The 25766-nt window shown below is 58.4% G+C and carries 28 protein-coding genes and 2 pseudogenes; 18 read left to right on the top strand and 12 right to left on the bottom strand.

Features of this window, described 5'->3' with window-relative positions; all coding sequences use genetic code 11:
• Positions 1-203 precede the first annotated feature (203 nt).
• The 3 genes and pseudogenes from BLR13_RS28815 (at position 204) to BLR13_RS28805 (ending at position 3881) form a co-directional block, all read left to right on the top strand.
• Positions 204-1130 carry a PEPxxWA-CTERM sorting domain-containing protein gene (locus BLR13_RS28815; protein ID WP_079585649.1) on the top strand — a complete coding sequence of 309 codons (927 nt, stop codon included), beginning with the start codon at positions 204-206 and terminating at the stop codon, positions 1128-1130.
• Positions 1131-1799: 669 nt separating this feature from the next.
• Positions 1800-2027, top strand: a pseudogene (locus tag BLR13_RS28810) (transposase domain-containing protein); the annotation flags it as partial.
• A gap of 243 nt (positions 2028-2270) precedes the next feature.
• Positions 2271-3881 carry a putative bifunctional diguanylate cyclase/phosphodiesterase gene (locus BLR13_RS28805; protein WP_143039628.1) on the top strand — a complete coding sequence of 537 codons (1611 nt, stop codon included), beginning with the start codon at positions 2271-2273 and terminating at the stop codon, positions 3879-3881.
• Between the two features lie 351 nt (positions 3882-4232).
• On the opposite strand, the pseudogene BLR13_RS42695 reads toward BLR13_RS28805, so the two are convergent.
• Positions 4233-4475, bottom strand: a pseudogene (locus tag BLR13_RS42695) (IS1 family transposase); the annotation flags it as partial.
• 759 nt (positions 4476-5234) lie between these two features.
• Here BLR13_RS42695 and BLR13_RS28795 point away from each other — a divergent pair.
• The gene (locus BLR13_RS28795) at positions 5235-5963 is read left to right on the top strand and encodes a recombinase family protein (RefSeq protein ID WP_083387558.1); all 729 of its coding nucleotides are present in this window, start codon (positions 5235-5237) and stop codon (positions 5961-5963) included.
• Positions 5964-5998: 35 nt separating this feature from the next.
• Here the strand turns inward: BLR13_RS28795 and BLR13_RS28790 are convergent, their stop codons facing one another.
• Entirely contained in the window at positions 5999-6583 is a 585-nt protein-coding gene (locus BLR13_RS28790; protein WP_074816872.1) for a DUF2939 domain-containing protein, read from the bottom strand.
• 750 nt (positions 6584-7333) lie between these two features.
• On the opposite strand from BLR13_RS28790, the gene BLR13_RS40550 reads away from it, so the two are divergent.
• From BLR13_RS40550 to BLR13_RS41950, 10 genes are all read left to right on the top strand, one after another.
• Positions 7334-7486, top strand: coding sequence for a hypothetical protein (locus tag BLR13_RS40550; RefSeq protein WP_157793734.1), 153 nt, complete (start codon positions 7334-7336; stop codon positions 7484-7486).
• A 1177-nt stretch (positions 7487-8663) separates the two neighbouring features.
• Complete coding sequence (locus BLR13_RS40545) at positions 8664-8828, top strand: hypothetical protein (protein WP_154070738.1); 165 nt, start codon at positions 8664-8666, stop codon at positions 8826-8828.
• Positions 8829-9299 carry a DNA-directed RNA polymerase subunit alpha C-terminal domain-containing protein gene (locus BLR13_RS42465; protein ID WP_074816880.1) on the top strand — a complete coding sequence of 157 codons (471 nt, stop codon included), beginning with the start codon at positions 8829-8831 and terminating at the stop codon, positions 9297-9299. It begins immediately after the preceding gene.
• Positions 9296-9484 carry a hypothetical protein gene (locus tag BLR13_RS28770; protein WP_074816883.1) on the top strand — a complete coding sequence of 63 codons (189 nt, stop codon included), beginning with the start codon at positions 9296-9298 and terminating at the stop codon, positions 9482-9484. The genes BLR13_RS42465 and BLR13_RS28770 overlap by 4 nt, the downstream gene beginning before the upstream one ends.
• Complete coding sequence (locus BLR13_RS28765) at positions 9485-9793, top strand: hypothetical protein (RefSeq protein WP_074816886.1); 309 nt, start codon at positions 9485-9487, stop codon at positions 9791-9793.
• Positions 9794-9801: 8 nt separating this feature from the next.
• On the top strand, positions 9802-10005 hold the full coding sequence (locus tag BLR13_RS28760) for a hypothetical protein (protein ID WP_074816889.1): 204 nt from the start codon (positions 9802-9804) through the stop codon (positions 10003-10005).
• 1582 nt (positions 10006-11587) lie between these two features.
• Complete coding sequence (locus tag BLR13_RS41155) at positions 11588-11740, top strand: hypothetical protein (RefSeq protein WP_171944924.1); 153 nt, start codon at positions 11588-11590, stop codon at positions 11738-11740.
• A gap of 427 nt (positions 11741-12167) precedes the next feature.
• Entirely contained in the window at positions 12168-12299 is a 132-nt protein-coding gene (locus BLR13_RS42300; RefSeq protein ID WP_283806893.1) for a hypothetical protein, read from the top strand.
• 95 nt (positions 12300-12394) lie between these two features.
• Positions 12395-12790 carry a hypothetical protein gene (locus BLR13_RS28750; RefSeq protein WP_074816893.1) on the top strand — a complete coding sequence of 132 codons (396 nt, stop codon included), beginning with the start codon at positions 12395-12397 and terminating at the stop codon, positions 12788-12790.
• 247 nt (positions 12791-13037) lie between these two features.
• Positions 13038-13880: a PEPxxWA-CTERM sorting domain-containing protein gene (locus BLR13_RS41950; protein WP_074816895.1), complete on the top strand. Its 843-nt coding sequence runs from the start codon at positions 13038-13040 to the stop codon at positions 13878-13880.
• A gap of 112 nt (positions 13881-13992) precedes the next feature.
• Here BLR13_RS41950 and BLR13_RS28740 read toward each other — a convergent pair whose 3' ends face one another.
• The gene (locus tag BLR13_RS28740; protein WP_074816897.1) at positions 13993-14352 is read right to left on the bottom strand and encodes a hypothetical protein; all 360 of its coding nucleotides are present in this window, start codon (positions 14350-14352) and stop codon (positions 13993-13995) included.
• Here BLR13_RS28740 and BLR13_RS28735 point away from each other — a divergent pair.
• The 3 genes from BLR13_RS28735 (at position 14351) to BLR13_RS28730 (ending at position 15739) form a co-directional block, all read left to right on the top strand.
• On the top strand, positions 14351-14611 hold the full coding sequence (locus BLR13_RS28735) for a hypothetical protein (protein WP_074816900.1): 261 nt from the start codon (positions 14351-14353) through the stop codon (positions 14609-14611). The genes BLR13_RS28740 and BLR13_RS28735 overlap by 2 nt on opposite strands.
• Before the next feature lie 59 nt (positions 14612-14670).
• Positions 14671-14853, top strand: coding sequence for a hypothetical protein (locus tag BLR13_RS40535; protein ID WP_143039629.1), 183 nt, complete (start codon positions 14671-14673; stop codon positions 14851-14853).
• A 259-nt stretch (positions 14854-15112) separates the two neighbouring features.
• Positions 15113-15739 carry a hypothetical protein gene (locus tag BLR13_RS28730; protein ID WP_074816902.1) on the top strand — a complete coding sequence of 209 codons (627 nt, stop codon included), beginning with the start codon at positions 15113-15115 and terminating at the stop codon, positions 15737-15739.
• A gap of 1304 nt (positions 15740-17043) precedes the next feature.
• Here BLR13_RS28730 and BLR13_RS28725 read toward each other — a convergent pair.
• The 9 genes from BLR13_RS28725 to BLR13_RS28685 form a co-directional block, all read right to left on the bottom strand.
• Positions 17044-17670: a prepilin peptidase gene (locus BLR13_RS28725; protein WP_079585657.1), complete on the bottom strand. Its 627-nt coding sequence runs from the start codon at positions 17668-17670 to the stop codon at positions 17044-17046.
• A complete protein-coding gene (locus tag BLR13_RS28720; RefSeq protein ID WP_143039630.1) occupies positions 17667-18305 on the bottom strand; it encodes a hypothetical protein in 639 nt (212 codons plus the stop codon). Before BLR13_RS28720 ends, BLR13_RS28725 begins: the two co-directional genes overlap by 4 nt.
• A gap of 14 nt (positions 18306-18319) precedes the next feature.
• Complete coding sequence (gene gspM, locus BLR13_RS28715) at positions 18320-18892, bottom strand: type II secretion system protein GspM (RefSeq protein ID WP_074816906.1); 573 nt, start codon at positions 18890-18892, stop codon at positions 18320-18322.
• A complete protein-coding gene (locus BLR13_RS28710) occupies positions 18889-19995 on the bottom strand; it encodes a PilN domain-containing protein (protein ID WP_074816909.1) in 1107 nt (368 codons plus the stop codon). The genes gspM and BLR13_RS28710 overlap by 4 nt, the downstream gene beginning before the upstream one ends.
• A gap of 99 nt (positions 19996-20094) precedes the next feature.
• On the bottom strand, positions 20095-20721 hold the full coding sequence (locus tag BLR13_RS28705) for a prepilin-type N-terminal cleavage/methylation domain-containing protein (RefSeq protein WP_244525288.1): 627 nt from the start codon (positions 20719-20721) through the stop codon (positions 20095-20097).
• 5 nt (positions 20722-20726) lie between these two features.
• A complete protein-coding gene (locus BLR13_RS28700; protein WP_074816916.1) occupies positions 20727-21185 on the bottom strand; it encodes a type IV pilus modification PilV family protein in 459 nt (152 codons plus the stop codon).
• Entirely contained in the window at positions 21182-21622 is a 441-nt protein-coding gene (locus BLR13_RS28695; RefSeq protein ID WP_074816919.1) for a GspH/FimT family pseudopilin, read from the bottom strand. The genes BLR13_RS28700 and BLR13_RS28695 overlap by 4 nt, the downstream gene beginning before the upstream one ends.
• Complete coding sequence (locus BLR13_RS28690; RefSeq protein ID WP_074816922.1) at positions 21619-22884, bottom strand: type II secretion system F family protein; 1266 nt, start codon at positions 22882-22884, stop codon at positions 21619-21621. The genes BLR13_RS28695 and BLR13_RS28690 overlap by 4 nt, the downstream gene beginning before the upstream one ends.
• Before the next feature lie 14 nt (positions 22885-22898).
• Entirely contained in the window at positions 22899-24671 is a 1773-nt protein-coding gene (locus BLR13_RS28685) for a GspE/PulE family protein (RefSeq protein ID WP_074816925.1), read from the bottom strand.
• A gap of 256 nt (positions 24672-24927) precedes the next feature.
• Here BLR13_RS28685 and BLR13_RS28680 point away from each other — a divergent pair, with 256 nt between their 5' ends.
• Positions 24928-25764 carry a type II secretion system protein GspK gene (locus BLR13_RS28680; protein ID WP_143039631.1) on the top strand — a complete coding sequence of 279 codons (837 nt, stop codon included), beginning with the start codon at positions 24928-24930 and terminating at the stop codon, positions 25762-25764.
• Positions 25765-25766 lie beyond the last annotated feature (2 nt).

Genomic DNA, 25766 nt, shown 5'->3' with positions numbered 1-25766 from the left:
GGCCAAAATAAGCTGTGGTTTCACACTCGCCAGAGCGATGGCCGCTAGTGCAATCCAGTGCGTGAAAAGCTTGCGCATCGTATAGGCTCCATGACGTCCGTCTGCCGGGGAATAGTTGCGCACCAAGAATGGCCTTGACCTCCAATTCGCTTCGAAGATCTAATGATTGGAATATTGGAAGGAAATAATTGAAAGGGGGGGAAATGGGTGTTTTATTCGAGCGAGAGACCGGCGCAGCTTGGAATAACCAGCGACGGATAATGACCAAATCTGTTTTTTTCGCCACGGCAATTACAGTTCTAGCCTCTTCAGCAAGCCACGCGTCACTTGTCGGTGGATGCCAAGGTTGGTTCGCGGCCGCTCCTGCTGTTTGTGGCGCAGTTTCTGCAGTTGGCTATAATCCCACTGCACAGCCATTTACGGTTACGGCCACTCCGGCGTTGAATCAAATCAACAGCACTGCTGTGAGCGTCGGCGGAGCCGGTGCAGGAACAGGGGTCGGCACTTTTGCCACAGCCACAGGAAATTACGGAACCGCGCACATATCCGTTTCTTCGTTTACCTCCTATCCTGCCGGTTTTAACTCGCAAAGTGGGGCAAGTTCGAGAGCGGACATAGGCTTTGTCGATGGTTTTAAGGTAGGAGCCACCGACCTCTTGGTTAGCTTTGTTTCCTCAATATCAGGGTCCTATACGGGCGGAGGCACCGGCGCTACAGCCTTCAATCTTGATGACCTAACGACCAACAGTTTAGCGGTCTATGACTCCGAGCTATTCACCTACAAGAACAGTCCCTCCTCAAGTTATACAATGAACGTTCTTTTGCCGGCAGGGCACACATTCCTGTTTAACTGGACGATGGAAGCCGAAGCTGATTCGGGCAGCAGTGAATACAGCGCGCTTCCGTCCTCGAGCGCCGATCTCAGTCATACCGGCCGGCTTACAATAGACGTGCTCACACCCGGCGGTGGCTCCCTGACTTTCTTGAGCGGTACCGACTATCGTTCGTCGCCGAACGTCTCGGACGTCCCCGAACCCTCAACCTGGGCGATGATGATCCTCGGGTTCGCGGGCGTCGGATTCATGGCCTACCGTCGTCGCAAGCAGAGCGCAGAACCTAGCGCAGCCTGATCACCTATCAGTATCTGCACGGAGACCGCCTTCGGGCGGTCTTTTAGTTTGTGCTGGCGAAGTCATGATGATTGGAGTTGGAATCCTTGCGGTGCTGACTGTCATCGTTATCAGCGCCGTAGATCTTCGCAGCATTAATTGAACGAAAAACATCATAAAGACCGCCTGCGACGAACGGGGTTATTCGCACGCTCTAGCTACCCGCCTTTGCCATCCGGGGCGAGCGTCCGGCTTTAGCATTTGGGCCTCTGCGCAATCTCCAGGATCGATGGGGTTATCGAATCGTCGGTTATCCTTATCCCCGGCACTTGGTGGAAGGCCCTCGTTTCGGTTCGGTCGCCCATCTACTCTTGGGTTAACTTGTCCGTACCATTGACCACTGTACTGGCCATTTGATTGGCCGGAATAGAAGCCATCCTGGGCACGGCCTACATCCTGCGCCCCAGCTGGACTAACGAGCAATGCCGTTAGCGTGATTGCTAGCAGTAATCTTATCACTCTCATTTTTGCATCCACTTCGCGCCACGACACAAAGTAGAAACGTCGGCAGCCGGCGGGCCGTTTACAGGGGGCTTCTCCCTCACAGTTTGGTGAGATGGCCCCGCTTTCATGTCACCCCTTCGGACGGTCTTTATCTGCCGCTATTCGTTGTCATTGCCTAACTGCGAGATCGCTCTGGGCAGAAAATCCTGGTTGTTCTGCGGATCCGATCGTGGCGGCGAGCGGGCCGCGGTGATGTACAGCCTGATCGTCACGGCCAAAATGAACGATATTGATCCGCAGGCGTGGCTCGCCGACGTTCTCGCTCGCATCGCCGAGCATCCCGTCCAAAAACTAGATGAGCTCCTGCCCTGGATTTGGTGCCAGCTCAATGTCAGAAACCGTCAGGCGGCTTGACCGTTACATCCTGCGAGCAATCCAGCCGCGGTCCTCACCGGATGCTAACCATTCGACTTCGTATAGATCGTTGCTATCGAGCCTTCATATCCAGGCAAATGAGCGTTCAAAGGTAAGGCTTCCTTAAGGACATAGCACGACGCCCGTATTTCCCCGGTACTTGAAGTTGTCTTCCGGTTAAGGTGCCACTCCCATGATGGCGCGGCTTGCAACACCGGTTGCCCCCCTCCGAGGAAGCACCAAGTGAAGTGGTTGATATCGCTGTCCCCGCGAGGAATCCTGTTTTCGCGCCTGCGCCGAACTGCCTGGCGTCGGCGTGATGTCAGAGATGCCATTATTATCGTTATTATTCTAGCCGCCCAATTTGTGTTTTTCGACACAGGCGATCTTTTCCTGAAAGTCGCGGATTTCGCCAAGGAGTACGAAGACTGGGGAGCGGATGACCTCGTCCTGATGTCGTTCATGCTGTGCATAAGCCTGATCGTCTACAGCTTTCGCCGGCTGCAGGATCTTGCCAAAGAGATGAAGGGGCGCGCTGCCGCCGAGGATCAGGCACGCAAGCTTGCACGCCTTGATCCGCTCACTGGTCTGCCCAACCGGCGTCTCTTCACCGAAAAACTCGATGACGCCCTGCAGCGAACGACGTCCGAGGGGTGCCGGACGGTCGTGATGATGCTCGACCTCGACGGCTTCAAGGCGATCAACGATACTTACGGTCATGCGGTCGGCGACCGCACGCTGCTCGAGGTGGGCGAACGGATGTCCAACGTGATGCGCGCGGACACCCTGCTGGCCCGGTTAGGCGGCGACGAGTTCGGAATTGTATTACCGAATGTAACCTCACTCGACGACCCGGCCGGGCTCGCGCGACGCATCATCAGCACCGTTGCCGAACCCTTCATGATTGGAAGCACGGCGACAGCGCTGGGGATCGGTATTGGCATCGCGGTCTCCCCTGATGATGGAACGGACCACGACGCGCTCGTGCGCCGCGCCGATCTCGCCCTCTATCGTGCCAAGGCTGAGGGCCAATCGACCGTCCGGTTTTTCGAACAAGAGATGGACGCACACGTCGAACAGCGGATGCGGATCGAGCGAGAACTGCGCAACGCTCTCGCGGCTCAGACCATCGTTCCGTACTATCAGCCGCTGGTTTCGATGGCCGAAAACCGCATCATTGGCTTCGAGGCGCTGGCCCGATGGCAGAGCGAGGAACTGGGTGTCATAGCGCCCGGGGTATTCATCCCGATTGCCGAAGAATGCGGGCTCATTGGCGAACTGGGGGATCAACTGTTGCGCCGCGCCTGCATGGATGCCGCGACCTGGACCGCCGACATAAAGCTTGCGTTTAACATTTCACCAGTTCAGCTGCGCAACGCCTCTTTGGGGCTGCGCATTCTAAACATCCTTGAAAATACCGGGTTTGATCCCCATCGACTTGAAATCGAGATCACCGAGAGCGCGCTGGTGGACAATCTCGAGGTTGCGCAGCGCGTCATCGACCAGTTAAGGCAGACCGGGATTCGAATCGCGCTCGATGACTTCGGCACCGGCTACGCGACGCTGCGGCAATTGCAAACGCTGCACCTCGACAAGATCAAGATCGACCGCAGCTTTGTGGATCGCGTCAGCGGCGACAATGAAAGCATGGTGATCGTCAGGGCGATCCTCGGGCTCGCAAGCGGTCTCGGTTTGATCACGACCGCCGAGGGCATCGAAGACGCCGAACAGCTCGCATACCTCAAGGCAAATGGGTGCACGGAGGGTCAGGGCTACCTGTTTGGCAAAGCCATGCCAGCTCAGGAGACGCTGGCGCTGTTAAAACGCCCTTTATCCGGATCCGTCGCTGCCTAACCAGCGCCCTCGCAACTTGCCTATCCGCCGGCCGCCCCCCTACGCGTAGCGGTTTTTTAGTGCAAGAGGCCATTTTGCGTCTCCTTCGCGCCTGCCATAGCCTCGTGCAACATAACCGGGCCGGTCAATCACACATGCGGTACCAGCAACTTTTACTCGCGCGAGGAACCGTCGATATTCCGACCAGAATCGTGATCGCTCCTCCACATCAAGCTTACCAAGCCATGCGAATCCTTTGTGCTCAGATCGCATATCGGTCAAATGCAGCGGGGAGTGCGCCGTTGAGCCTCAAGACCCTGCAAAGGGCTGCCCTGCCAAGGCGATTCCAAGCCGGGCAGGGCTTCTTTGTTTTTAGCCCTTCCCACCCTGAATTACCGTGAACTTCCGCCGCCGATACGGAGGGGTCTCGGTCGGCAGGGCCGGGGCAACGGCAAGCGCCGCATCCAAAAGCTGGGCAATGCTCCAAGCCTTGTCCACCACGCCCAGCGCCTTGGCTGGCGTCGTCCGGAGGGCTTCATGGGGCCGGCAGAGATTGTAGTGAGCGATGTACAGCGCCCTGGCCGCAACGTGGTTGTCCAGCTTCTTGCTAAAGCCAAGAGGCCGCCAACTGAGGCGGCCTTAACAAGGCGCGGAAACGACGTAACTGCAATTGTCGCAACGGAATATCTGTTTTGCGGGATAGAGACCCGCACTGGGAAGATTAACTAGATGCCTCATGTTCTCGCTGCAGTTGCCACAGAGGCGCGACGGCCTTTCCGGTCCAGCCTTCTGGAGATCGGACGACATTTCCGTCACTTCTTAATGCCAGCGATTCCCTTGATCCAGCCGCGCCAGATCTCCGATTTCATTGGGTCATCAAGCCATGGCGCTTTGCCGAGTCACGACTTTTGGCAACCCTCGCAGGCCAAGAAGTCGTAGGCGCAGAGGTCGCCCTCGCACATTCCCGGGATGGTAGCAAAACGGCATGGCAACGGCATGGGGATGACTTGAGTTCATCGCCCATATGGAACCCAAGGACGATCCCGCGCTGTTCCATTTTGCTCATTGACGGAAATTTAACTTATCACTCCGGTGCAGGGCGAATTTCTCACTTGCAGTTGAGCAAAGGCCCGGCGCGCGCTGTGAAATTGGGCGGAGGCAGCCTCCCAAATAGACTATTGGGCCAACTGAGGTGCTGCCCCTGCTTGGTTTCTCAACCCGGCCGGGCCAAATTCCCGTTCCACTCGGCTAGCAAGCGCGTGCCATTCAATCGCAATCTCGACCCATGCGGCCCGGGTTTCGGGGTCGGTAGCCTCTCGCCCAAGCTTTTCACAAACAAAAGCCTTATGACGGTACTTGTCTGGAGGATTGGTCATGTGTGCCACGCTCCGTAATGGGTGGGAGTCTGAAGCACTCTCTGTCACCGGTAACTGCCCGAATGTTGCGATGATACAGAGCCAACTCTCTCAGATGCACGCTGTTCCGACCGCAGTATTAGTACGGGCCATCGGGATTAGCGCGGCTTTAATTCAGGATTGCAGGGCGGCTTTGTCTGCCTCTAATTCGGCGATCAATTCCTTGGAACGCCGTAGCAGGATTTCGTCCGCGATCCTTTGTCGCAGTTGGCCATACCGCTCAAAGCGTTGCCCTTGGCTACTTATCGCCAAGCTGGACCGGCTTTCCCGCAATCTGGCGTTTATCGCCACACTGATGGATTCCGGCGTCGAGTTTCTGGCGGTCGATAATCCGCACGCAAATAAGTCGACGGTTCACATCCTGGCCGCTGTTGCGCAGCACGAGCGGGAGATGATTTCAGAGCGGACGCGCAGCGCCCTGCAGGCGGCGAAGGCACGAGGCAAAAAACTTGGCAATCCGAAGGTCCGGGAAGCGGGCGTCTTGGGTAATATCGTCATCAAAGATACCGCCCGGAAGTTTGCGGCCAATGTGCTGCCGGTCATTCGTGAGATCCAGGTGGGTGGTGCCAAGAGCAATGCCGCCATTGCCACCAAGCTGAATGAACGCCGAGTGCCCACAGCTCGGGGTGGGGTCTGGACTCACGTTCAGGTGCAGGCTGTCATCGGCCGAGGGAGCACCGTTACTTAAGCGCGCACGCACAGGAAATCGGCGGGAGCCACTTCCTAACCGTTTCGGCCCCTACTGTGTGCGAGGTCCTGCGCTAACACTTGTACGACGTGAGTAGGTAATCGGATGCCAGATAGTTTCCATCCATCCCCCTCAAAATGGATGCTAATACCGCCGGCGCTTTCGGTCTCGCCGAAGCGGACCAAAAATTCGACCAGCTTGACCGGCGATATCCGCTTTAATGTCTCCAAAACCTGAGAAGTGTCGATCTCAGTCAAGTGCTGCATATTCGCAATCGGGGCGCTCGAATTTATCGCACCTTTATTTAGGATGGCGGTGAGATTTTCCTCCGTAAGCATCTTGGCGATCATCGCATCGGCAACCGACGCGCCGTATGTGTTCGCTGCCATCCGTTCCAGCGGCTTTACAGGTCGGTCCCGACCTAACTGCTTTAGGTACGTGGAAACGATCTGATCAACCAGTGAGCGGCGCAAGCGGGCGGTGTCGGTTCGCGCAATAACACCAGCGCCATCCCCAGCCCTTGCTGCTTCGACAAGGCCATTGAGAGATACGACGGCTGAGCCAACATAAATTCCAAGTGCGACTAACAGAGCAAGTACGGTTCCGACAAACCATCGCATTGAGGCTACCCTTTTCAAGATTGTAGCCATCCTTGAACGCTCTTTGTGAACTGAATGGGGCAGTGAGGCTGCGCCCCAAGCCCAGACTAGCCGACGACCAGTCATCTCCTTGCGTCGTAGTGGGGCTGACAATACCCCCGCAGGGAAGCGCACTGAGCCACTACCCGAAAAACAGCCAGATCAAAATAATTACCGGGATAGCTATATCCACAATCAATAGAAGCGCGTTCCGATCCAATCGTGTTCCTCCGAATTTCCGGGGAGGGAACACGCGTAATCGCAATCAGGTTCCATTCGACAGGGTATGTCGCCGAACCGCAGGCGCCACCCTCGCAAGTCAAACTACCGGACGGCTCCGCCGCATTGTGCGTGTTGGAATGCATCAGGGATACGCCTTCGACCTGCTCTCGATCGACGGCGACGACCTCAGGGAATTGCCGTTCACCTTCGGAAAAACCAGCTTTCCCGCCTGCTGGCGCGACGCGTCGGCGGCGTGCAGTTCGCGCCGTTCGAACAGGGCGAGATCGGGCGGACCTGTTCAAGGCCGCGCGCAGCATGGGCCTTGAGGGTATCGTCTCGAAGCGACGGGACCGGCCTTATCGCGCCGGCCGGTCGCCGGACTGGGTCAAGGTGAAGAACCCGGCTTCACCGGCGATGCTCCGCGCCAAGGACGGGTCATGGTGAATTTATCAACCCCTTGAAACAAACTCGCTTTCCCGCTCTTGAATTGAAAAGCGATGGGAATGCTCCGTGCCGTCGAAAAACGAGCGTCTACAACTCGAAATGAAAATTATGAAATATCGGCAACTAGCCCGAGCAGCATTGGTCGACCCGGAAACTGCCCGACGCATTGCCGAACTGATCAAAGAACTCGAACAAAAGCTCAGAGCGATCGACGAATAGCCAAAATGCAGCGTGCGCAAAAGATCACGGTCGGCGAGATGCGGAGTTCAGGCGTCACGGGAGTAGTCGTATTCTGTTCCAATCACAAATGCGGACATAACGTCACTATGAGCGCCGAACAGTGGCCGGACGAAATCCGGCTGTCCGACATTGAGCAGCAGTTTATTTGCAAAGTCTGCGGTCACCGCGGCGCTGAGATCCGGCCAAACTTCCCGCCCGGCTAGCGCGGCAAACGGCCCCGGCGCGGGGATAGGAAGCGCCGGAGCCGCCAACCTAGTGGGAGGTCTACTCCCGGCTCAAGCATTGGGGGGCATTTGCCGGAAGCGTGGAATGGACTCTCATGGACCGAAATGGTTCCGAGCAAAGGAAAGCCCCACCTCTGCGGTGGGGCGAAGTTTGGCCAGCTCAGGTTCGTCTGACCGTAGGGAAGTCGTGACGATACTGGCCCAAGGCCACTCGCGAAAGCAAAGTAGGCCGCTAACGAAAAGGCCCGGCACAAGGCCGGGCAATTCAGTAGGCGAAGTATCATCCTAGATTGGCAATGGTCGGAGGCTATTTTCCAGCGCTTTGCCCGTCTGTTCAAAAAGTAACAGATGGCGAAAAAAAATCGGGAACAAGTGGCAATGATCGGCGTTGACGGGCTGTCGAAACGGACATCGACACAATCACGACCCCTGACGGCCTCAGCTCGCCCCCGCGCTGGGGCCGTTTCTTTAGACCGATTTGGTGTTGTGAGACCGAAGGCCGGACTTGGCCTTGTCGATAAATACAGGAGCTCCGGCTCCAAGATAGAAGGCGGTAATGGCGCTGTTAGCGTCTGAGGCAACCGGGATGAACCCTGAAAGCACCGCCAGCGCAGTGCGCACAACAAAAAGAATGGCTTGTGGTAAGGTGGCGGGCAAGACCCGCGGGCGAAGCACTTCTCATACTCGTCACCCTTGCATCAATTTGGGCTTCGATAGCCTGGGTCGTGGTGGGATCGCTATTCAAGATTGCTACAGGAGCATGATTTCGGATGTTACGAACGACGGACCGAAACTTGGCTAGCATAAAAGATTGGCAAACACCGAAACACTCGTGACTCCTTGGGAGGAGAAAGAATGTCGAAAGGCCGAAGATCGAACACGAGTATCATGCCGGCAAGGACAAGCTGAAGATAATAATAAGCGGTTACGCATTGAGCAAAAAGGCTCGCGGCACAATTATGGAAAAGGTGATTGCTGAGGTTGAACGGAAACCTGATCGGCTCATTGCTGCCGCGAAAAAGAAATCTAAGAAGGCGGCGAGTAAAAAGTTGCATGGCCAACAAAAGGAAGCGAAACTGACTGAAGTCGGCGACTAAGTGGTCGGCTTTGCCGCAAACGGTGAAAAGATGACGAAGGATCCGGGCAACTTCGAACAGCCGAAACCGGTCAGCAAAGCCGAGCGCGAAGCGCGAAAAGCATTTCGCGAAGGAGATGCGAAAGCGGCAATGACCGAGCACGAGAGTGCGGAGGAAGCTTTTTCTAAGAACCGCGAACGGTTGCGGGCAGAACGTTTGGCGCGGGAGGCATTAGAGGGACCAATGCTCTACCCGGCTCCCGAATTGCCGGATGATACGCCACTCGACAAGGTCCGATTTTCTACCCGGATTCGGAACGCGATATCCGTCGCGGGCTGGAAAACCGTCGGTGAAATCCGCGAAGCCTCCGACGGAACACTATTAAGTCTACCGGATCTCGGTAAAGGGTCCGTGTCCCACTTAAGAGACACGTTGGGCCTGCCATCGACTGACGGCGTGCGCCCAGGAAGCGGGCTGAAGGGCAAGCAATGAGCACGGAAAAACGGTCAGCTGAAGAGCATGTCGCGGACGAGGCCAAACGAAGGGCTCTTGATCCGAACACCTCAAAGCAGAAAATATCGGAAAGCCAAGCCGTCCCGGAGTTCGAGGAAAACCACAAGCGCCTCAGGGCAGAACGGCTGGCGCGTGAAGCTGGGCTGAAGGCGAAGGGGAAATGAATGCCGCCGTCCTTGGGACTAATTTTCACGATCGAGGTTGACGGAACGCCAACGGTTTCATTCGAGGCCCGGCAACTGCGGGAAGCGTCCGAACTCTGCCAAGAGGAGTGGTTTCGGTCCGACCTAAACGCCCTCACGTCAAACGGCGAACCCGTCTGCAGGATCGGGGCAAAATTGAAGGCCAGGATCGCTAACGAGAGTGAGAGAGCAAAGTATCTGGAGGCGTCTCAAGAGGTGGAAGCGTCCGACGATATCGTGATGGTGTATCTGGTCGCGCTCGACGTGGTCGCGCTAAAGACGAACGAGTAATTTCAGCTATGCAAAACGACGAAGATCCGCTCGCGAAGTTTGGTCTCGACGCCATCGATCTGCGATGGACGATGAAGGACATCGCGGGCAAGCGATGGCAGATGCTGAATCAAGCACATGTCCCGAAACTGATTGATCTCGGCCTAGTCGAAATGCAGGACGACCGGCCGGCGCTTACGATCGCAGGGCAAGACACGGTCTGGGACGGCTAACGCGATTTCCCCATGAGGGAGTTTTTGCAATGCCAGCACGAGAACCGCCTCGCATCCCCACTCCGGCTCGCCCGCCGGCGCCGCCTTCTCGTCCCGACGATCCTCCTCGCCAACATGAACCGGCGCGGCCGCGGCCCTAACGCGCGATCAGCAGTGTGTTACTCTCGTCCCGATCCCCAAGGGATAAATAGTTCCACAAATAGGCCTCACCCATCGGCCAGCCGCGAGCCTGGAGCCGATCGAAAGGATCATCCTCCACGAAGAGATAGAAACGTACTCCCAAACCCATCCGGAGCTCCTGTCAGTTCAACGGGGGAGCATCATCCATGCGGCCTGACGCCCGCAAGGCGATCAAGGTAGGGTTTTTCCGACAAATGAGCGGAAACAGCAGAGACCATAATCGCCCTCACTCGGGTACGAGACATTTAACCAATTTGTTCAATCCCTTGAACACCAGTTTTCCTAAGTCGCCCGAAAGACATTCCTCGTAGCCTCTCTCAAAATAAGAAAGAGGCGGCCAGTGTCTATCATCCTTCGCTTCATCGTTCTCGCCATCTGCGCTTATAGCGGTTCGGTTATCGCCGGGAGTCAGTTCTCCGACTTGCCTGCTGATCCGTACGAACGGACGCAAAGATAGCGGGCGGCTAAAATGCCCATTCTTAAATATTTTGGATTTGTCAGCAGTGGCTTGCTCGCAATGCTATTCGCCTTGAATTGGCTTATGCCTGAGCAGCAATTTTTGGCGGTTCGAGCGGAGCCCAGCAAATTTGCGATCAGAATAAGCTCCATTGAGAAGCTACCCGAGCGAGTAGTCTTCGATACAAGCGTCCCGTCACCCTTGACTCGAGTCGACAAAGCGACGGTCGCTGTCCTCAAAAACAGGCAGCAACCGATGTCGCAATCAGCTTTCGTGTTCGCTCAGGTAACCCCTGGACCGTTGCCTAGGTTCGAGCCCAAAAGGCGATCACTCCAGGCGGCCCGGAAAATCAGTCTCAACTATTCAACTAACCACTTCCAACCGTTGATTTAGTCGCCTCGCGACCCGCCGGCACGTACGCTCGCGGAGCGCCGGCTCATTTGGACCTCGATACGGAACAGGCAAGGCAACGCGCGCCTGCGCAGTTCGAACGAAACAGTCCTGAAGCCATTTTGCCGCTAGGTCGAAGCGATCCGGATACGGGATCAGGCTACCTTCTCATGGGGCCGGTGGCCCATGATGACCGGCCTCTGCGGTCACAGGTGACATTGTGCGCGACGAATTTGCCTCATACGGATTTCTTGCCGTGACGGTCGCGGGCGTCGCCCTGCTGGCGACGGGCCTATTGGCACTGTTCTTTACGTAAGGGCGAACCAGCCACTCCGCGGCTCAACATTAGCCCCGCGCCGCGCTGTGCTGGCTTTAGTGCGTTTAGCGCCTGGCCCGAGGGGATAGCCACGCCGTCGGTCTAATCCGATGGGCGAGTCAACGGCGCGGTACAGGCCGAGCAGAGGCAAGCGCCCGCCGGCCCCAACCTAGCCCCCCAGTTCCTATTGTCAGAACCGGAAGTGGCGCCTACTTTTCGCATCTTTCGGGGGGTGGCAAATGGCGTATTTCATCCATGCCCGGGATACTGCGGGCGGCATCACACTGCGACGGGAGAGCCGGGAAGCCGCGGTCAAAAAAGCCGAGGAGCTTCGAGCGATGGGATATTTCGAGGTCGAGATTGTTGAGCAGGCCGAGACTAAGGCTGCCTGATCGTCCGATAGGACTAACCCGGCACAGACCCTGGCTGCTGCAGATTATGCCGGATGAAGCCGTTTTCCCGGCCCAACGAAACCGGGTTGAAACACACCGATGCTTTGATCATCGTCGGGGTTAGACAACGGGTGCGATCATGTTGAACATCCTGAACGCTATCTACGGCCAATTTCTCCAAGCCGCTCTGCCCGGCATCTCGAGCCAGAGAGCACGGCCATGATCGAGATCGTTGCGGCCTCGGCAGCCCTCTTCAGCATCGGCATTTTCCTCGCCCACGCATTCGACATCTGGCGCACTTCCTAGCCAAGTAAGCCGACTAGGTCTGGGGACAAACCGCGATTGCGCAGATCATAACGGCCGTCAGGCCGAGGAATTTGTGCAAGTCCATGGCGGCATGACGGGCAACATTTAGGAGGTTCTTCGGATGAAGGGACTTTTGATCGCCGCGGTCATTGTTGCCGGCCTTTATTTTGCCGACCAGCATTACACGGCAGGCAAGTACGCCAGCGCGGTCGGGCAGTTGGCGACCCAATTGCGGCATTCGTTCGGGGTTTAGGCCGTGCCCGTCGCGTAGCCCTGTGATGCCAGCGGAGCGCCGTCGTGAGCTGTAGCGGCTTGCCGATAACGGAGCGTAGGGCGCATTCTCCAGTCATGGGCACCAAATCCCGGGAAAGCATTTACGGCGCGTCCGTCCGCCACGGTGCGGAGCTGGCCGCTAGGACGCGCAAGGACGCTGACCGGCTCGCCTGCCAGGCTTGGAACAAGCGCATGCTTGGCTTCCAGGGCCCCGCACAGCCCTCCCCGCCTCTCGGTGACGCCCTTAACGCCGGCTACCTCTACCTCGAGGTGAAATGCCTAGGCTGCAACACGCAGCAAAGCGTCGCGCTAGACATCATTCGCCGGCTGAAGACCACGCCGATTCACGAGCTCGAGCGATATATGCGCTGCAAGGACTGCTCCCGGCTCAGTGGCCGCCCATACAAGCGCAGCCACCTAGTCGCCCTGCGGCCCGCGAAAATCTCCGCCAACGAACCACCGTCGGATTGATAATTTGCCAGGCGTCGCGTTGAGCGACGTGATGCGGCGTGTTAACGAAATCACGTGAGATTCCGCATCTGTGGCGGCTATTTGGTAGCGGGCCGAGCAATGGGCCTGAGCGGTAATGTGTTCAATAATCGCCGTAATTAAATAGCGCGCATTGAAACGCCATTGACCAACGCCAAAGTTCGGGATATTCATAAAAAATAATATTGGTTTTCCAAATTAATATATTCTTGTTACGGAGTCTTTGGTTATGCGGTATCGGGTCCCGTTCCTTGCAGTCATAGCTCTTTCGTTCGCTCCGTTGCCTGCATTTGCGACGCCGTTTGTCTTGGCCAACGACTATTGGGGTGGGACGAACACCTACAATCCTGCCAACGGAAATAGCATCGGCGGCGGTGTCTTCACGATTACAAATGCAGAGATACAGCGCGTAAATGGCGGGAATACCCTCGAGGTCGTAATTAATACGGCCTATGCATTAAATGCTGGAACAGACGGCACGGGATACGGCGCGCTCTTCATAACCCCGGGAATAAATGCGTGGCATCCTACCGGCACCGGTCCGAACTACGGGACCGACGTGTACAAGCCGGGGGATTGGCAACTTGCCGCCACGATGGGGCTGACAGCCAACTCCGGAACCGGTGGTTTGTATGAAACCGGCGGAGGAGCGCTTGGCGTACTGACGCCTGGGAAGGGGACCATTGTAGCCTCCAACGTTAACGGACAAACGGTCACCTATCCCATTGATCCGAGTTCCGGCTGGTATTTCCGTCAGGGTCAGGCTGTCCAATTTAATCCGGACAGTAACGCCGCAAAGTATCTAAATATCTCCGACAGCTGGTCGGTTACGGCGGGTAAGATCACGTTCGACATCTACGATGGAGGGGCTTTGGGCAACGATTTCGCCCTTTCCTGGGGTATGACTTGCGCCAATGACATTATTGCCGGGCAAGTAGACCTGCTGTCCCAAACGACGATAGGTGGAGTACCAGAGCCCTCGACTTGGGCCATGATGATCCTGGGCTTTGCTGGCGTCGGTTTCATGACGTATCGCCGTCGCAATCAAAGCGCCGCACTTCGCGTAGCCTGATCACCAGCTTGATTTAGCGCACCAGAGACCGCCCAAGGGCGGTCTTTTTATTTGGCGATGCGTCGGGCCGTCCTTGGGCGCTGCGCCTATCACTGTCCATAGAAACTGGTTCTTAATCCCCAAGCCACTTCGCAAGGCGGCCGCCGCCGGAGGCGTACGGCCGTCCACGTTCGCGACACCCGGTACGCTCGCCGCGTTCAGATACCCAAGGATTGATGATTTGCGCGGCGCCGCGGCGAACATTGACGCGTGATGGCGGGAAAAGCAGAGCCGGTGGCGGGAAGAATCCCGCGCCGCAGCCGTAGCGGCGGATCTGGAACACCTGGGCGCCCTGCGGAAATATCTCGTCTTCGGCCGGAAGGTTATCCTTCCCGGCCGCGAATTGATCGACGCCATTGACGAATATGTGGAAAAGCTGACAGGCGATCGGGGCGCCTTGCACGCAAAGAACCACAGCATCGGGTGACGGCATGAATAATACTGGAGATCGACCCTATTCTGATCCTGACAGGGCGGCGCGCCATCTCCTCGAGATCGCCAACCAGGTAGAGCCGGTGCAGGGCCGCATCCACATTGAGAAGATCAACGGGCCGTTCCTGTTTCGCGACAAAGGCACGCCGGCCGAATACGGCGCCGGCCTCAAACGCGCGATCGAGAACGGCTGGCTTAAACTTCACGAATCTGGAACGTTCGTAACGTTCACCCAAGCTGGCGCAAAACTATTCGCCTAAAGACGATGCCGAAAATCAAGATCTCAAGTGCTGACTTGGCCTTTTTGTTTCGAGAGCGAATGCTGGCCCTTGAAGGGTGCTCAATCGGGATCTCGCTTGCAATCGTTCCAGACCGTGACGCCGGCTGGGTTGCCGTCTTTCCAAAGCTCAAGCGCCATGCGCGCCGCCGTCATGTTTCGCAGGAACAGATCGACCGGATCCAGCGAGATCTACAACGACGCTATCAATTGTCTCGCAATTGAGAAGGCGAGCGCGAGAGGCGCGCGCTCCGTCGGGAGCCAATCACGCTGCGAGTTGGTTTGACCAAGGTCTTCAGTGGAATAAGCCAGCTGCGATCGGCGTTGCGCTTAGAACCATCTGGAATAGCTGACAAAAAGTCGAGCTCATCCACGAGCTTGCGGCGAGTTTCATTGTGACAATTCAAACTGTAGCTCCGGGCACTAGATTTTACAGATTGAACTCGACTAAAATCGATGCTTAAATCCCAAGATAACAATAACAATGGGAAGATTTATAACAATTAAATCCGCACTCGCCGCAGCCGCCTTCGTTGCTGCAACGATCGTTTCTGCTCAGGCACAAGCTGTTCCACTGGTCACTTACAGCTGGACGACCACACGCGAAGGGTTCGGTACGCATGTTGACGCGCCATCGTCAGCTACCTTCCAAGTCCCATTAAGCGACGTGCTCGCGGGGAAGATATCCTTTTTTGACGTCTCGAATATTCAACTTTTCTATCCCGGATTGTCGTTCGACACTGCTGCGGTCAGCAGCACCGGATTTGATTTCGCTGCTTTCGTCAATCCTGTGACCGGTGCGTTTGTTTACAGTGACGACAATCAAGGATTCGCAGTAATCGCTTCCGACAGCAGCGATCCAAATTTCTCTACCTTCCTTTCCATTTTGGTCGACAACCCTGTTTCAGGCAGCGTGAAAGACCAATTCAACGCGCTTAATCACGGGCAAGCCTTTCGGGCTTTCCTAATGCCGGACATTGGACCGCCAGCTTTCCCGTGGTCGCTGCTGTTCCAGAGACCTCTACTTGGGCATGATGATCCTGGGTTTTGTCGGGATCGGTGCGATGACATACCGTCGTCGCAAGAGTTCAACGATCGCAGCCTGACTTAGAAATCGAAAGGTTGCCAGAGACCGCCTTCGGGCGGTCTTTTGTTTCGGTTCCAGAATTAACCCGCGCGCTCGACATTCAGCTTAACAAGCGAGTTTAGTGGCGGCTCCGGTAAAATTATCTACGATCAACGTACCGGACAATTCCCCCGTCGTCCGGGCCCACACTAGCGAAGCCGTCAGGCGAACATATTCCGCCTGGCGGCTTTGTTTTGAAGACCGCCTGATATGCAAGCACAGCGCTCAAACCAGGCGTCTCAATTTCAGATCGTTTGCAAAATGTGCGACGGACTGGGAATTGTCTTTGACTGTCGAGAAGACGCACCATCCCACACCTTGATCAGGTGTCGGCATTGTGACGCGACGCGAGGAAGCTTGGGAGATCTCCGCGCGCTCTCCAGCTCCGAAAAACGAGATCTTTTCGAAGTCTAGCAATGAGAATATCGCCGCGGTTGCGCCAACTCTGGCTAAAGATAAATTATGTTATCGCCGTTGCGCTTGCGATGCTTGGCTGGCTGTGGCTCTTTGCCTGGATCGGAATGCACCTGTTTTAATCTGCGCGCCGCCGCGAGGGACGCATCAGAAAGCCGACAACAATAAGCGGCGGCCCCCAGATCAACAGAGCCGTGTATAGCACAATCTCACCCACGCTCATGCTCGTCCCCACGTCATGATCGATGGTACCAGTCTGATATGATTCCCATTATTTCAAAGCGAAATCGATTGTGCGACGCACCTTAAGATCGCGTCCCGATTAACTCAACCGGCGCGGGAAGGTGGGATGGGGCTTTGGGGGGTGATGCGGAAAGCAATATTCGCACTTATTTTTTCTACTTTTCTCTATGAAACATGTTCGGCGGTCGCAGATCCACTCCTTTCATCTGTCGCAGCGGGAGATACGTTCACTGGAACGCTAATTATCGATCCTACGACACCGCTTGCATTTCCGTTTGCTCCTCCCCCGTTCCTCTATGCGCAGCCAACTATGAGCTTTGCTTGGACAACTCCCATCGGGTCGATAACTGTAGATCTGGCAGGATCAACATTTTCCAGATCCATCACGGTCATCGGGGCACCGGTCGGATAGATCGCAGGCAATGATCCTAGCGGCTCGTATTTCGAAGTAATCGGCTTTCCAACATCTTTGAATTTATCGGCGTCATCCGACGGCTTGACCCATTTTATGTTCACGGGACAGCTATGTGATGCGACGACATGCCCAGGATCACTAGTCCCGAACCATGCAACGCGCTTCGGCGAAATTCTGGCAGAGCGAAGCCATTTTGCCCAGGCTCGGATAGACGGCCTTAGACACCATTCAGCAGCGGCCCCGCTACCCAAGCAAGCCAAAGTCCAACAGCCAGGTGGGGTCCAAACGAAATGGCCTGCCGGCCATCCAGTTCGTGGCCCTCGGCCCGCAGGATCACCAGGCTGACCGCGGCCGAGAAGACCGCCACCAAAAGCAACGTCGGCATCCCCTGAAGGCCGACCCAGAGCGCCGCTGCGGTCACGAACTTGACATCCCCGAACCCAAGCCCGTCAAAACCCCTTAGGCGACGGTAGGAGGCGCGCAGAAGCGTCCCCGCCGCAAGAACAGTCAAAGCTTCCAATCCCCGCTCCACCAGCCCCGCCTGCCCGGCAAGCAAGGTCTGGAGAAGCCCCCCAGCCCCGAGTGCGGCAACCAGGCCATCCGGAATGATGCCGTAGCGCGCATCGATCGCGCAGATCGCGGCCAAAAGAGCCACGAGGTATAGCCCCGCGAGGGCCGCTTCCGGCCAGACCGGGTCGTCCGGTAAGCCCGCGGCGAGCCAGACGGCGCCGGCGACCAGTCCCCACGCGACCACGGCATGGGCCCGGTCAGAGGCGCGCCAGGCAAGCGCCCGCCCAAGGAAGCGGCCGGTTCGTCCGGACGTCTTGCGCAGGGCGACGATCATTTGGTGCTTCCAGCATGGAGTTGCACCGCCCGCTTTTCACCCTGCCCCTCAAGCAGGAGATAGCCCGGTTGAATAGCCAGGACCTTCCAGCCGGAGATCTCCTCGCCGGCCTGAACCCACACTCCAAGCTGATTTTGCGATGACAAGACGAAGGCCTTGGCCAGGGCACCGTTCATGAAGACCCCCTTCAAGGTGATATCCTGGTCCAGCGTGACTGCCGTGGGCGCGGCGGCCAGCACCGGGGCTGGCGATGGAGTCACGCCCTGGCGGCTTCGCGAGAACAGGGGACGCTGCACGATATTCTCAAGACCGGCCGGTGGCCGGGCCGCGGCGCCCCGGGCGGCCGACGATGGCGCGCCGAGCCATTCGGGAAGGCTGACGGCGGACATCTCAACCGACACCACGGCCGCTACGGTGACTAAAAAAACCAGGATGATCCCGCCTGAAAAGCCCGCAATGAGGACCCTTGTCGCGGGGCGTAGCGCAGCTACTTCGCCGAGACCGGGCAATTCGGACCGACCCAGCAATGCGGCAATCCCCGACGCCGCCCAATGCAACGGCGCGGCTGCTGTCTTTGCCAGCGGCCGTCGAGACGCCGCCGGCAGGGTGGCCGCGCGGGCGTCAGCCACAGACATCAGTCGGCGCCCGGTCATTGGGTGCCGATCTCTGTGGCGCCCGATGGTCGACCATCGCGCATCGCGCCCTGCACTTTCAGCTCCACGCGGATTGGGCCGTCTTCGCCCTCGCTGATGCTGCGAAACGAGGCCGAGGTGACGAACAAGAACGGCGTCTGGTGGTCAATGGCGGCGATCATGTCGCGTACCGCCGCCAGCGACCCCTCCAACTCCAAACTGGCCGCGACCATTCGCAACTGCTGATAGCGGCTGCCCTGCTGGCCGCGGATGCCAAGCAGGGTCACGCCGGCATTGGCGGCGATCCCCTTCAGGCCGGCCTGCAGATCGGCGCTGACGACACGCTCCTCGGTGCCTGGCAGAAACGGATCCGCGGCTGAGGATGACCTGTTGGCTGGTATGCTGGCGCTCCGCGCCAGTTTGCGAAAATGCGCCAGCTGTGCCGCACTTTCCGATATCTCCTCACTGCGGCTCGCAAAGTGGCCAAGCACCGGCGTCAGCAGGAACATCACGATGAACAGCATGACCAAGATGTTGAAGGCCAGGAACGACGTCCCCCGCGGAATCCTTTTCGGTATCGCCGCAATCATTGAGAGCCACTCCTGCTGCTCGCACTTGGCCGACCGCCCCTCACCCTGAAACTGATGCTAAAACGATCTTTGTGTTCGGTTGCGTCGGGCGTAATCGCCGCCGTTAGCGCCGCGCCGGAAAACAACGGCGACTGGTCGATGATCCGGACCAGCCGCGCGGCGTCGGACGAAAATCCCGTCATTGTCACCTTGCTGTCGGCGATGCGGGATTCCGTCAGGAAAGTGTGATCGGGAAGAATACGTGACAGCTCGGCCCAGACTTCGAGCACGCTGACATCGGCCCTCATTGCAAGTAGCCGCCCCACAGGGTCTATGCCATCGCGGCCGCTTTGCGCGCCCCGGCGTGCTTCGGCGAGCTCGCTCTCGATCGCTGCGGCAACGCTGGCCTGTCGCCATTCGAAAACAGCGGCGCCGCAGACGCACGCAAGGAGCGTCGCCCCCGCCAGAAGCCGCACGGCGCGGCCCGACCACGGCGGATCTTCTTCGCCAGAGCCGCGAAAGCTGATGACCGGGACGACGTCGCCACCGCTATCGCCCACTGCCAGAAAATCGACCTCGCCGGCCATGAGGCCAAGCTCTGCCAGCACCACTTCAGCGCGATCTTTCCGAATGATCCAGTGGCACATCGTCACAACGTCGTTGCTGCCGCCAGCCACGGCGGCTGCCGCGTGCCAGATCTCCGAAAGTTGGAAAGGTGTCCGCCGCAACACCTCTTGGTCGAGAATTTTTGGCAGCACGCCAAGTGCTGCCGTTGGCACGCTGAGCTCGCGCACAAAAAACTGATCGCGGGCAATCACCGGACCAACGATCACCCCCTCCCGCGTCAAGCCCTGTTGTTCGAGCCAGATCGCGAGCGCGCCCGAATCGAAGCCGGCGGCCGGCAGCCGGGCGTCGAGCGCGCCTGCGGCTGACGTCAACCGGCAAATGATGGTCTCCCCGACGCGCCGGACCCGCACTTGAGGCGGCGCTTCGCTATCAGCCCAGGTCCGCCACGCTTGCGGAACGATTTCCTGCAGTCCCGCCAGCCACCACCGGGCAAAACTCTGCCATCGCGCAACCATGAGCTGCGATGCGACGGAACCTGCTGCTGATACATTGGCCATAGTCGCGAAGGTCTCTGGGTCAATTCGATCAGTTCACGGGAGCCTATTTACTAATTCTTTACGAAGGGTAACGCTCAGCCTGTTGGTGAGCCCGATCCGCTAGCCTTGGCGCAGTGCGATGATCCGAGCGGGTTCGTTACGCAGCGGATCGTCGAAATCAATCTGGATGGACACCAGCTCCGGCAAGCGTTCGGCACGGAACCATTGTGCCTGCCAGCCCGGCGCCCCCGAAGGGTTCATCCTGCCGAAATAGCTGAAGCGAATATCGCGCACCCCGCTAAGCGCAACGACCCGCGTCGGAGGTGGGACCGCTGCAGCGCCGGCCGCGTCCGGAGCCGAGCGGACCACATCGACGACAAAGTCCCCGCCAGTTCGGCGCAAGACGATCAAATGCGGCCCGCCCCGGAGCGCGCGGCCTTCGCTCAATCCGACGAACGTGAGGGACATTTGACGCCCGTCGAATTCAATCCCGGATTTTGGGGTTGCAGATACCGGCAAGGCCGACGCAATCAGGGAAGCGATAGCTTCGATCGCCGCATCGGTTTCGCCGCGCATCTCGCTGGACCGATCGGCGCCGAAAGCTCGCCGTCCAATCGATAGTCCGCCTGCAAGAAAGCCCGTCAGCACTGCCAGGATGGCGAGCGCCAGCAACAGCTCGATCAGCGTCAGACCCCGCTCGGCGCGGCGCCGGCGCGCCGCAAGCTTCCATCGCCTGTTTTGCCTCATCACGATCACGGCTTGGCCGCCGGCGCCAGTTTAAGACCGGCGAGTTTCGCGACCGTGCCGTCGCTGCCGCGAACCGCAACCTCGACCCAGAAGGCCGTCACGCCATTGGCCGAGGCTGGCGCAGCTTTAGCGCCATCGGGCTTGGGCAATCCCGCACTCGGTCGAATCGCAGTAACTTTTTGCTGCCAACTGTAAGTACTACCAACACGGCCTTCCCGATGCCCAGAGGCCAGCACTTCGGTCACGCCTGCGGCTTCCAGGCGCGACTGGGCCACACGAAGCATGCTGCGGCTGGTCTGCGTCCGAACATCGGAACGCATAGCCACCGAAACTCCCACCAGTATTGCCCCAAGACCCAGCGCCAGGATCAGGAAAGCGACCAGAATCTCGAGCAGCGCAAATCCCCGCTCGCTGCCTCGTCTGGCGGCGATTCCATGGATAGGCGTTAGCGAGACAGAGTTCATCGGTTCAACTGCGCTTTACCGGTCAGCCAGTTCACCGCGATGCGCTCTGATCGCCCTTCGAGCGTGAGCGAGATCTCACCACCCGAAGACTGACCGTCGGGAAAGAAGCGAATTCCGCCAGCGTCGCCGACGCGTTCCGTCTCGGCAACGGTCATCGCGACCGTCATTCCCCTGGGCAGCGAATGCATCGAGCGCGGGAGGCCAAATCGAAGTCTGTCAGTATCGATGCGAAATAGCGTTTCGGTATTGCTCTGCATTGCCTGCGCACGGGCCAGTTGCAACGTCGCGCCGACCGCCCGTGCGGTGACCGCAACCCTGGTCGCTGCCGCCTTTGGCCGCGCATTGAGCACGACAACCAGCACTACCGCCATGATCCCCATGACCACGAGCAGCTCGACCAGGGTAAAACCGGCCGATGGGTTGTTGCCGCGCCTCATTGGAATGCAAGATTGTTGATGGAAAGAACCGCGCTCATCACATGCATGATCAATCCGCCGATGCTGCCTCCGACGACGAGTGTCAGCATAGGCGTCAGCAAGCTGACCATCCGTTCGATATGGCGCTGCAGGTCGGCTTCGATCACGGTTGCTACCTGCATCAGCATGCTGGCAAGTTGGCCGGATTCCTCGCCGACGGCGATCAGCCGAAGTGACGCCGCAGGCAGCAGCCCCGTTCCGTCAAAGGCCCGATGCAGAGCGGTACCTTCAGGAACGCGGCCGATCGCATGCTGATAAAGCGCATTGAGATGCCGGTTGATCACAAGCGCACGCGCCGTTTGCATGGCAGACATCAACGGAACTCTCGCACCAAGCAACGTTCCAAGAGCCCGGGTGAAGCCGCCGGCTTCTCGCGCCAGAATGAGTTTGCCGATGATCGGCAGAGCGCTCTTCAGCCGGTCGACCGCGAGCATCAGCCCGTCATTCTGTCTGACCTTGCGCCAGATTAACGCGCATGCAACCGCGGCTACCCCAGTCCCCAGACTGACGCTGACCCAGTTGTCCTGGATATCGGCAAAAACGCTCAAGATACCGGGAAGTGGAAGCCCTGCGTCGATGAAGATCGGCGAGATGCTGGGAATGAGCACAAATACGATAACGGTCACCGAGACCAGCGACATCAGAACCAGAATGATCGGATAGAGGAGCGCAGAGGTAATCTTGCCGCGTATTTCAAGCCGGCGGACGAGAAGGTCCGCGATCTGCTTGAGAACCTGACCGGTAACCCCGCCGGCCTCGCCGGCGCTTAAGATCGCGCGATAGTCCGGCGGAAAGATTTCACCACGTCGCCCCATCGCCTCCGACAGCTGTGCGCCGGCGAGAACATCCTTGAGAAGCTCATTGGCCAGCCGGGCCGTCTTCGGCGCAGCCCCCGGTCCGGCAATGATCCGGAACGCGGTATCCAGCGGCAAACCGGAAGTGGTCAGCGTCGCCAGCTCGACGGTGAAGGCCGTCAGTTCCTTCAGGCTGAAACGATGGGATTCGAAAAACTCGCGTTGCCAGATCGAAACTTCTGATTGACGCGACGCGGCCTGGCCATGATCTCGGCGATCGGCCTGCGCATCGGATATCCCATAGGTTTCGAACGGCGTGAGACCCGATCCATACAGGGCATCGATCGCCGCATCGGCACCATCGGCCACGATCGTGCCCGCCGTAATGACCCCTTGTGCCGTATAAGCCTTGTACTGGAACGTTGCCACGACCCGATACCCTTTTAGGATGCACGTGTAACGCGCAGGACCTCTTCCAAGGTCGTCTCACCTGCGCCCACCTTGAACAGGCCATCTTCATAGAGCGTGCGAAATCCGCTCGTTCGCGCCAGTTGCTCGATCAGGCGCTGATCCTGGCTGCGTCTGCCGATCGCCTCTCGGATACCGTCATCCACGATCAGAAGCTCGCATATCGTGGTTCGCCCGCGATAGCCGGTACCGTTGCAGGCTTCACAGCCAACCTGCTCCCGGCTGTTCGACAGATCGACCGCCGCACTCGACGCCGCAAGCTTGAGGCTGCCATGCAGGCGTTCGCTTTCGGTGTGAGGCCGCGAACAGGCTGGACACAGCTTTCGGACCAGGCGCTGCGCCATCACCCCCGAGACCGTCGAGGCGAGAAGATACCGTTCGAGCCCGATATCGATCAAACGGGTAATCGCCGCAATCGCGCCGTTGGTATGCAGCGTGGAGAACACCAGATGCCCGGTCAGCGCAGCCTGGATCGCAATCCGCGCCGTCTCGAGATCTCGAATTTCACCGATCATCACAATGTCTGGGTCTTGGCGCAAAATCGAGCGAAGCGCTTTCGGAAAATCCAGACCGATCTGCGGCTGCACCTGGATCTGGTTGATCCCCGAGAGCTGGTACTCAATCGGGTCTTCCACCGTGAACAACTTCAGTTCGGGCCGATTGAGATTTTTCAAAGCGGTGTAAAGCGTTGTCGTCTTGCCGCTGCCGGTCGGCCCCGTCACCAGGACAATTCCATTCGGAAGCGCCATCAGCCGATGCAATTTTTCCTGCGTCTCGGCATCAAGGCCAAGCTTGGTGAAATCAAGCTCGACGCGGGTACGGTCGAGAATTCGCATCACAATGCTCTCACCAAAGACAGTCGGCAGCGTCGAAACGCGAATGTCGATTTCGACCCCTCGAACCGCGGTCTTGATCCGCCCATCGTGCGGCAGCCGCCGCTCGGCAATATCGAGCTTGGCCATGATCTTGACGCGCGTCGTCAGCGCCGCGCGCAGGGACGCAGGCACAATCCGATCCTGCTGGAGAAAACCATCAATGCGATACCGGATCGCGACCGCATCGCGGCCCGGCTCAATGTGCACATCGGATGCGCCCCGCTCCACGGCACGAGATATGATCTGATTGACGAGCCGGATGACGGGCGCTTCGTTGGCGATGTCGCGCAGCCGTTCGATATCGTATTCGCTGCCTGCGTCAATCGGGGAAGCTGTATCCTCGCCGACATCGGCATGCGATTCAGTACCAGGGTCTTGATAGAGCTTGCGCAACGCCCGTTCGATCTCGGCCGGGGCAATCACGGCAAGCTCGACTTGGACCTCCAGCATATAGCTGATCGCCTTCGCCGCCTCGTCGACAAAAGGATCGGCGGTTGCAATCAGCAAGCAACGGCCGTCGAATGAAATCGGCAGCAGCCTGTTGGCTTTCAGAAAAGGAAGCCTCAACCGATCCGCCAGCACGGCCTGACCCGGAATATCGGAACCGCCGACCACGGGAAGCTTGCAATAGGTGGCATAGGCGATGCACAGGTCGCTCTCCGAGATCAGCCCAAGCTTCACCAACACAAAGTCGAGACGTTCGGATGCCGCCTCGGCGGCGCGGCGGGCCCGGGCGACCGCCGCCGCATCGACGAGGTCCTCGGCAGTCAGGACATCAGCAAAGGCCCGTGCGAACCCGGCGTCCTTGGGCCCGGGAATCGCTGGCGCGGCTAAGGCAGCCGGACGGAGAAATTGCTGGATTTCGAAAGACATAGGCGCGCCCGGGCGATTTCGATGCTGGTCCAGGCGAATGCTAGGGGATTTTTGTTAACACAAGCTGTTTGACGCTTTATTTGCCATTTCCGCATAAACACCGCCCCAGGGGCGGAATTCAGCGGAGCGCGCCGTCACCACAAGGCTTGGCTACGTGACAGACCGCCTGACCGTTCCACCATCCTGTTCCTGCCGAGCCCGTGTCGGCGTGCGGCGCCTGTTGCCATATTTCGCCGGTAACCGTCGCGGCTTTGCGTTGGTCGCCGTGATCTGGAGCCTGGCCCTGATAACCCTGCTCGGAATGGCGGTGATGGTCGGGGCGCGATACCGCACCCGGGTCGCCGCCAACTACGCTTCCGCGGCGACCGCCGAAACGGCTGCCGAGAGCGCCGTTAACCTCGGCCTTTCGATGGTCTTGAACCGGGTTGCCGGACCAGACGTCAGATTTCCACTGAGGTGCCAGTTGCCCGGCGGCGAACATATTTTCGTTACGGTCGAGGAAGAGACCGGGAAGATCGATTTAAATACCGCCTCGATCGCCGTACTAACCCGCTTTTTTACCGCGTTGACACGCGATCCGTCGGCGGGAGCCCGGATTGCCGGGAAAATCATCGAGCCGCGTAAGCCGAAGAAAGACGTCAACTCGGGACCGGAAAATGCGCCGCCTGGAGCGACCTTTACGACCATTATGCAGCTCGATCAGATTGACGGGATCACGCCGCGCATTTTTCGTGCCGCCTCGCGGTTCGTTACCGTTCGCTCAGGCCGCCCCGAACCCGACATGGAAGCCGCCTCGCCTGCGTTGCGACGGTTACTCAACCTCGACCAAAAGACGACATCAGCCGCGCGCGGAGTGCCGGCGGCCGGAAGCATCACAATCCGCGCTGATGTGACAGCGCCCGACGGTGCTCGTTTCATCCGCGAAGCGCTGGTATCCTTGGCCGATGCCGGCCGACCATACGTGATACGGGAATGGCGACACGGCGATGTTGATCAAGCAGCCCAGCCGCAATTGTCGTCACGCGACGAAATCCAGGCTCCTCGCCGGCCCTGTTTTCGCACGGTGGATGCCGCCGCAAGTGAAGGGGCCTGACG

This window comes from Bradyrhizobium ottawaense, assembly GCF_900099825.1.
GTDB classification, from domain to species: domain Bacteria; phylum Pseudomonadota; class Alphaproteobacteria; order Rhizobiales; family Xanthobacteraceae; genus Bradyrhizobium; species Bradyrhizobium ottawaense_A.
The sequence above is the reverse complement of the archived record's forward strand: the minus strand, read 5'-3'. Positions and strand labels throughout refer to the sequence as shown.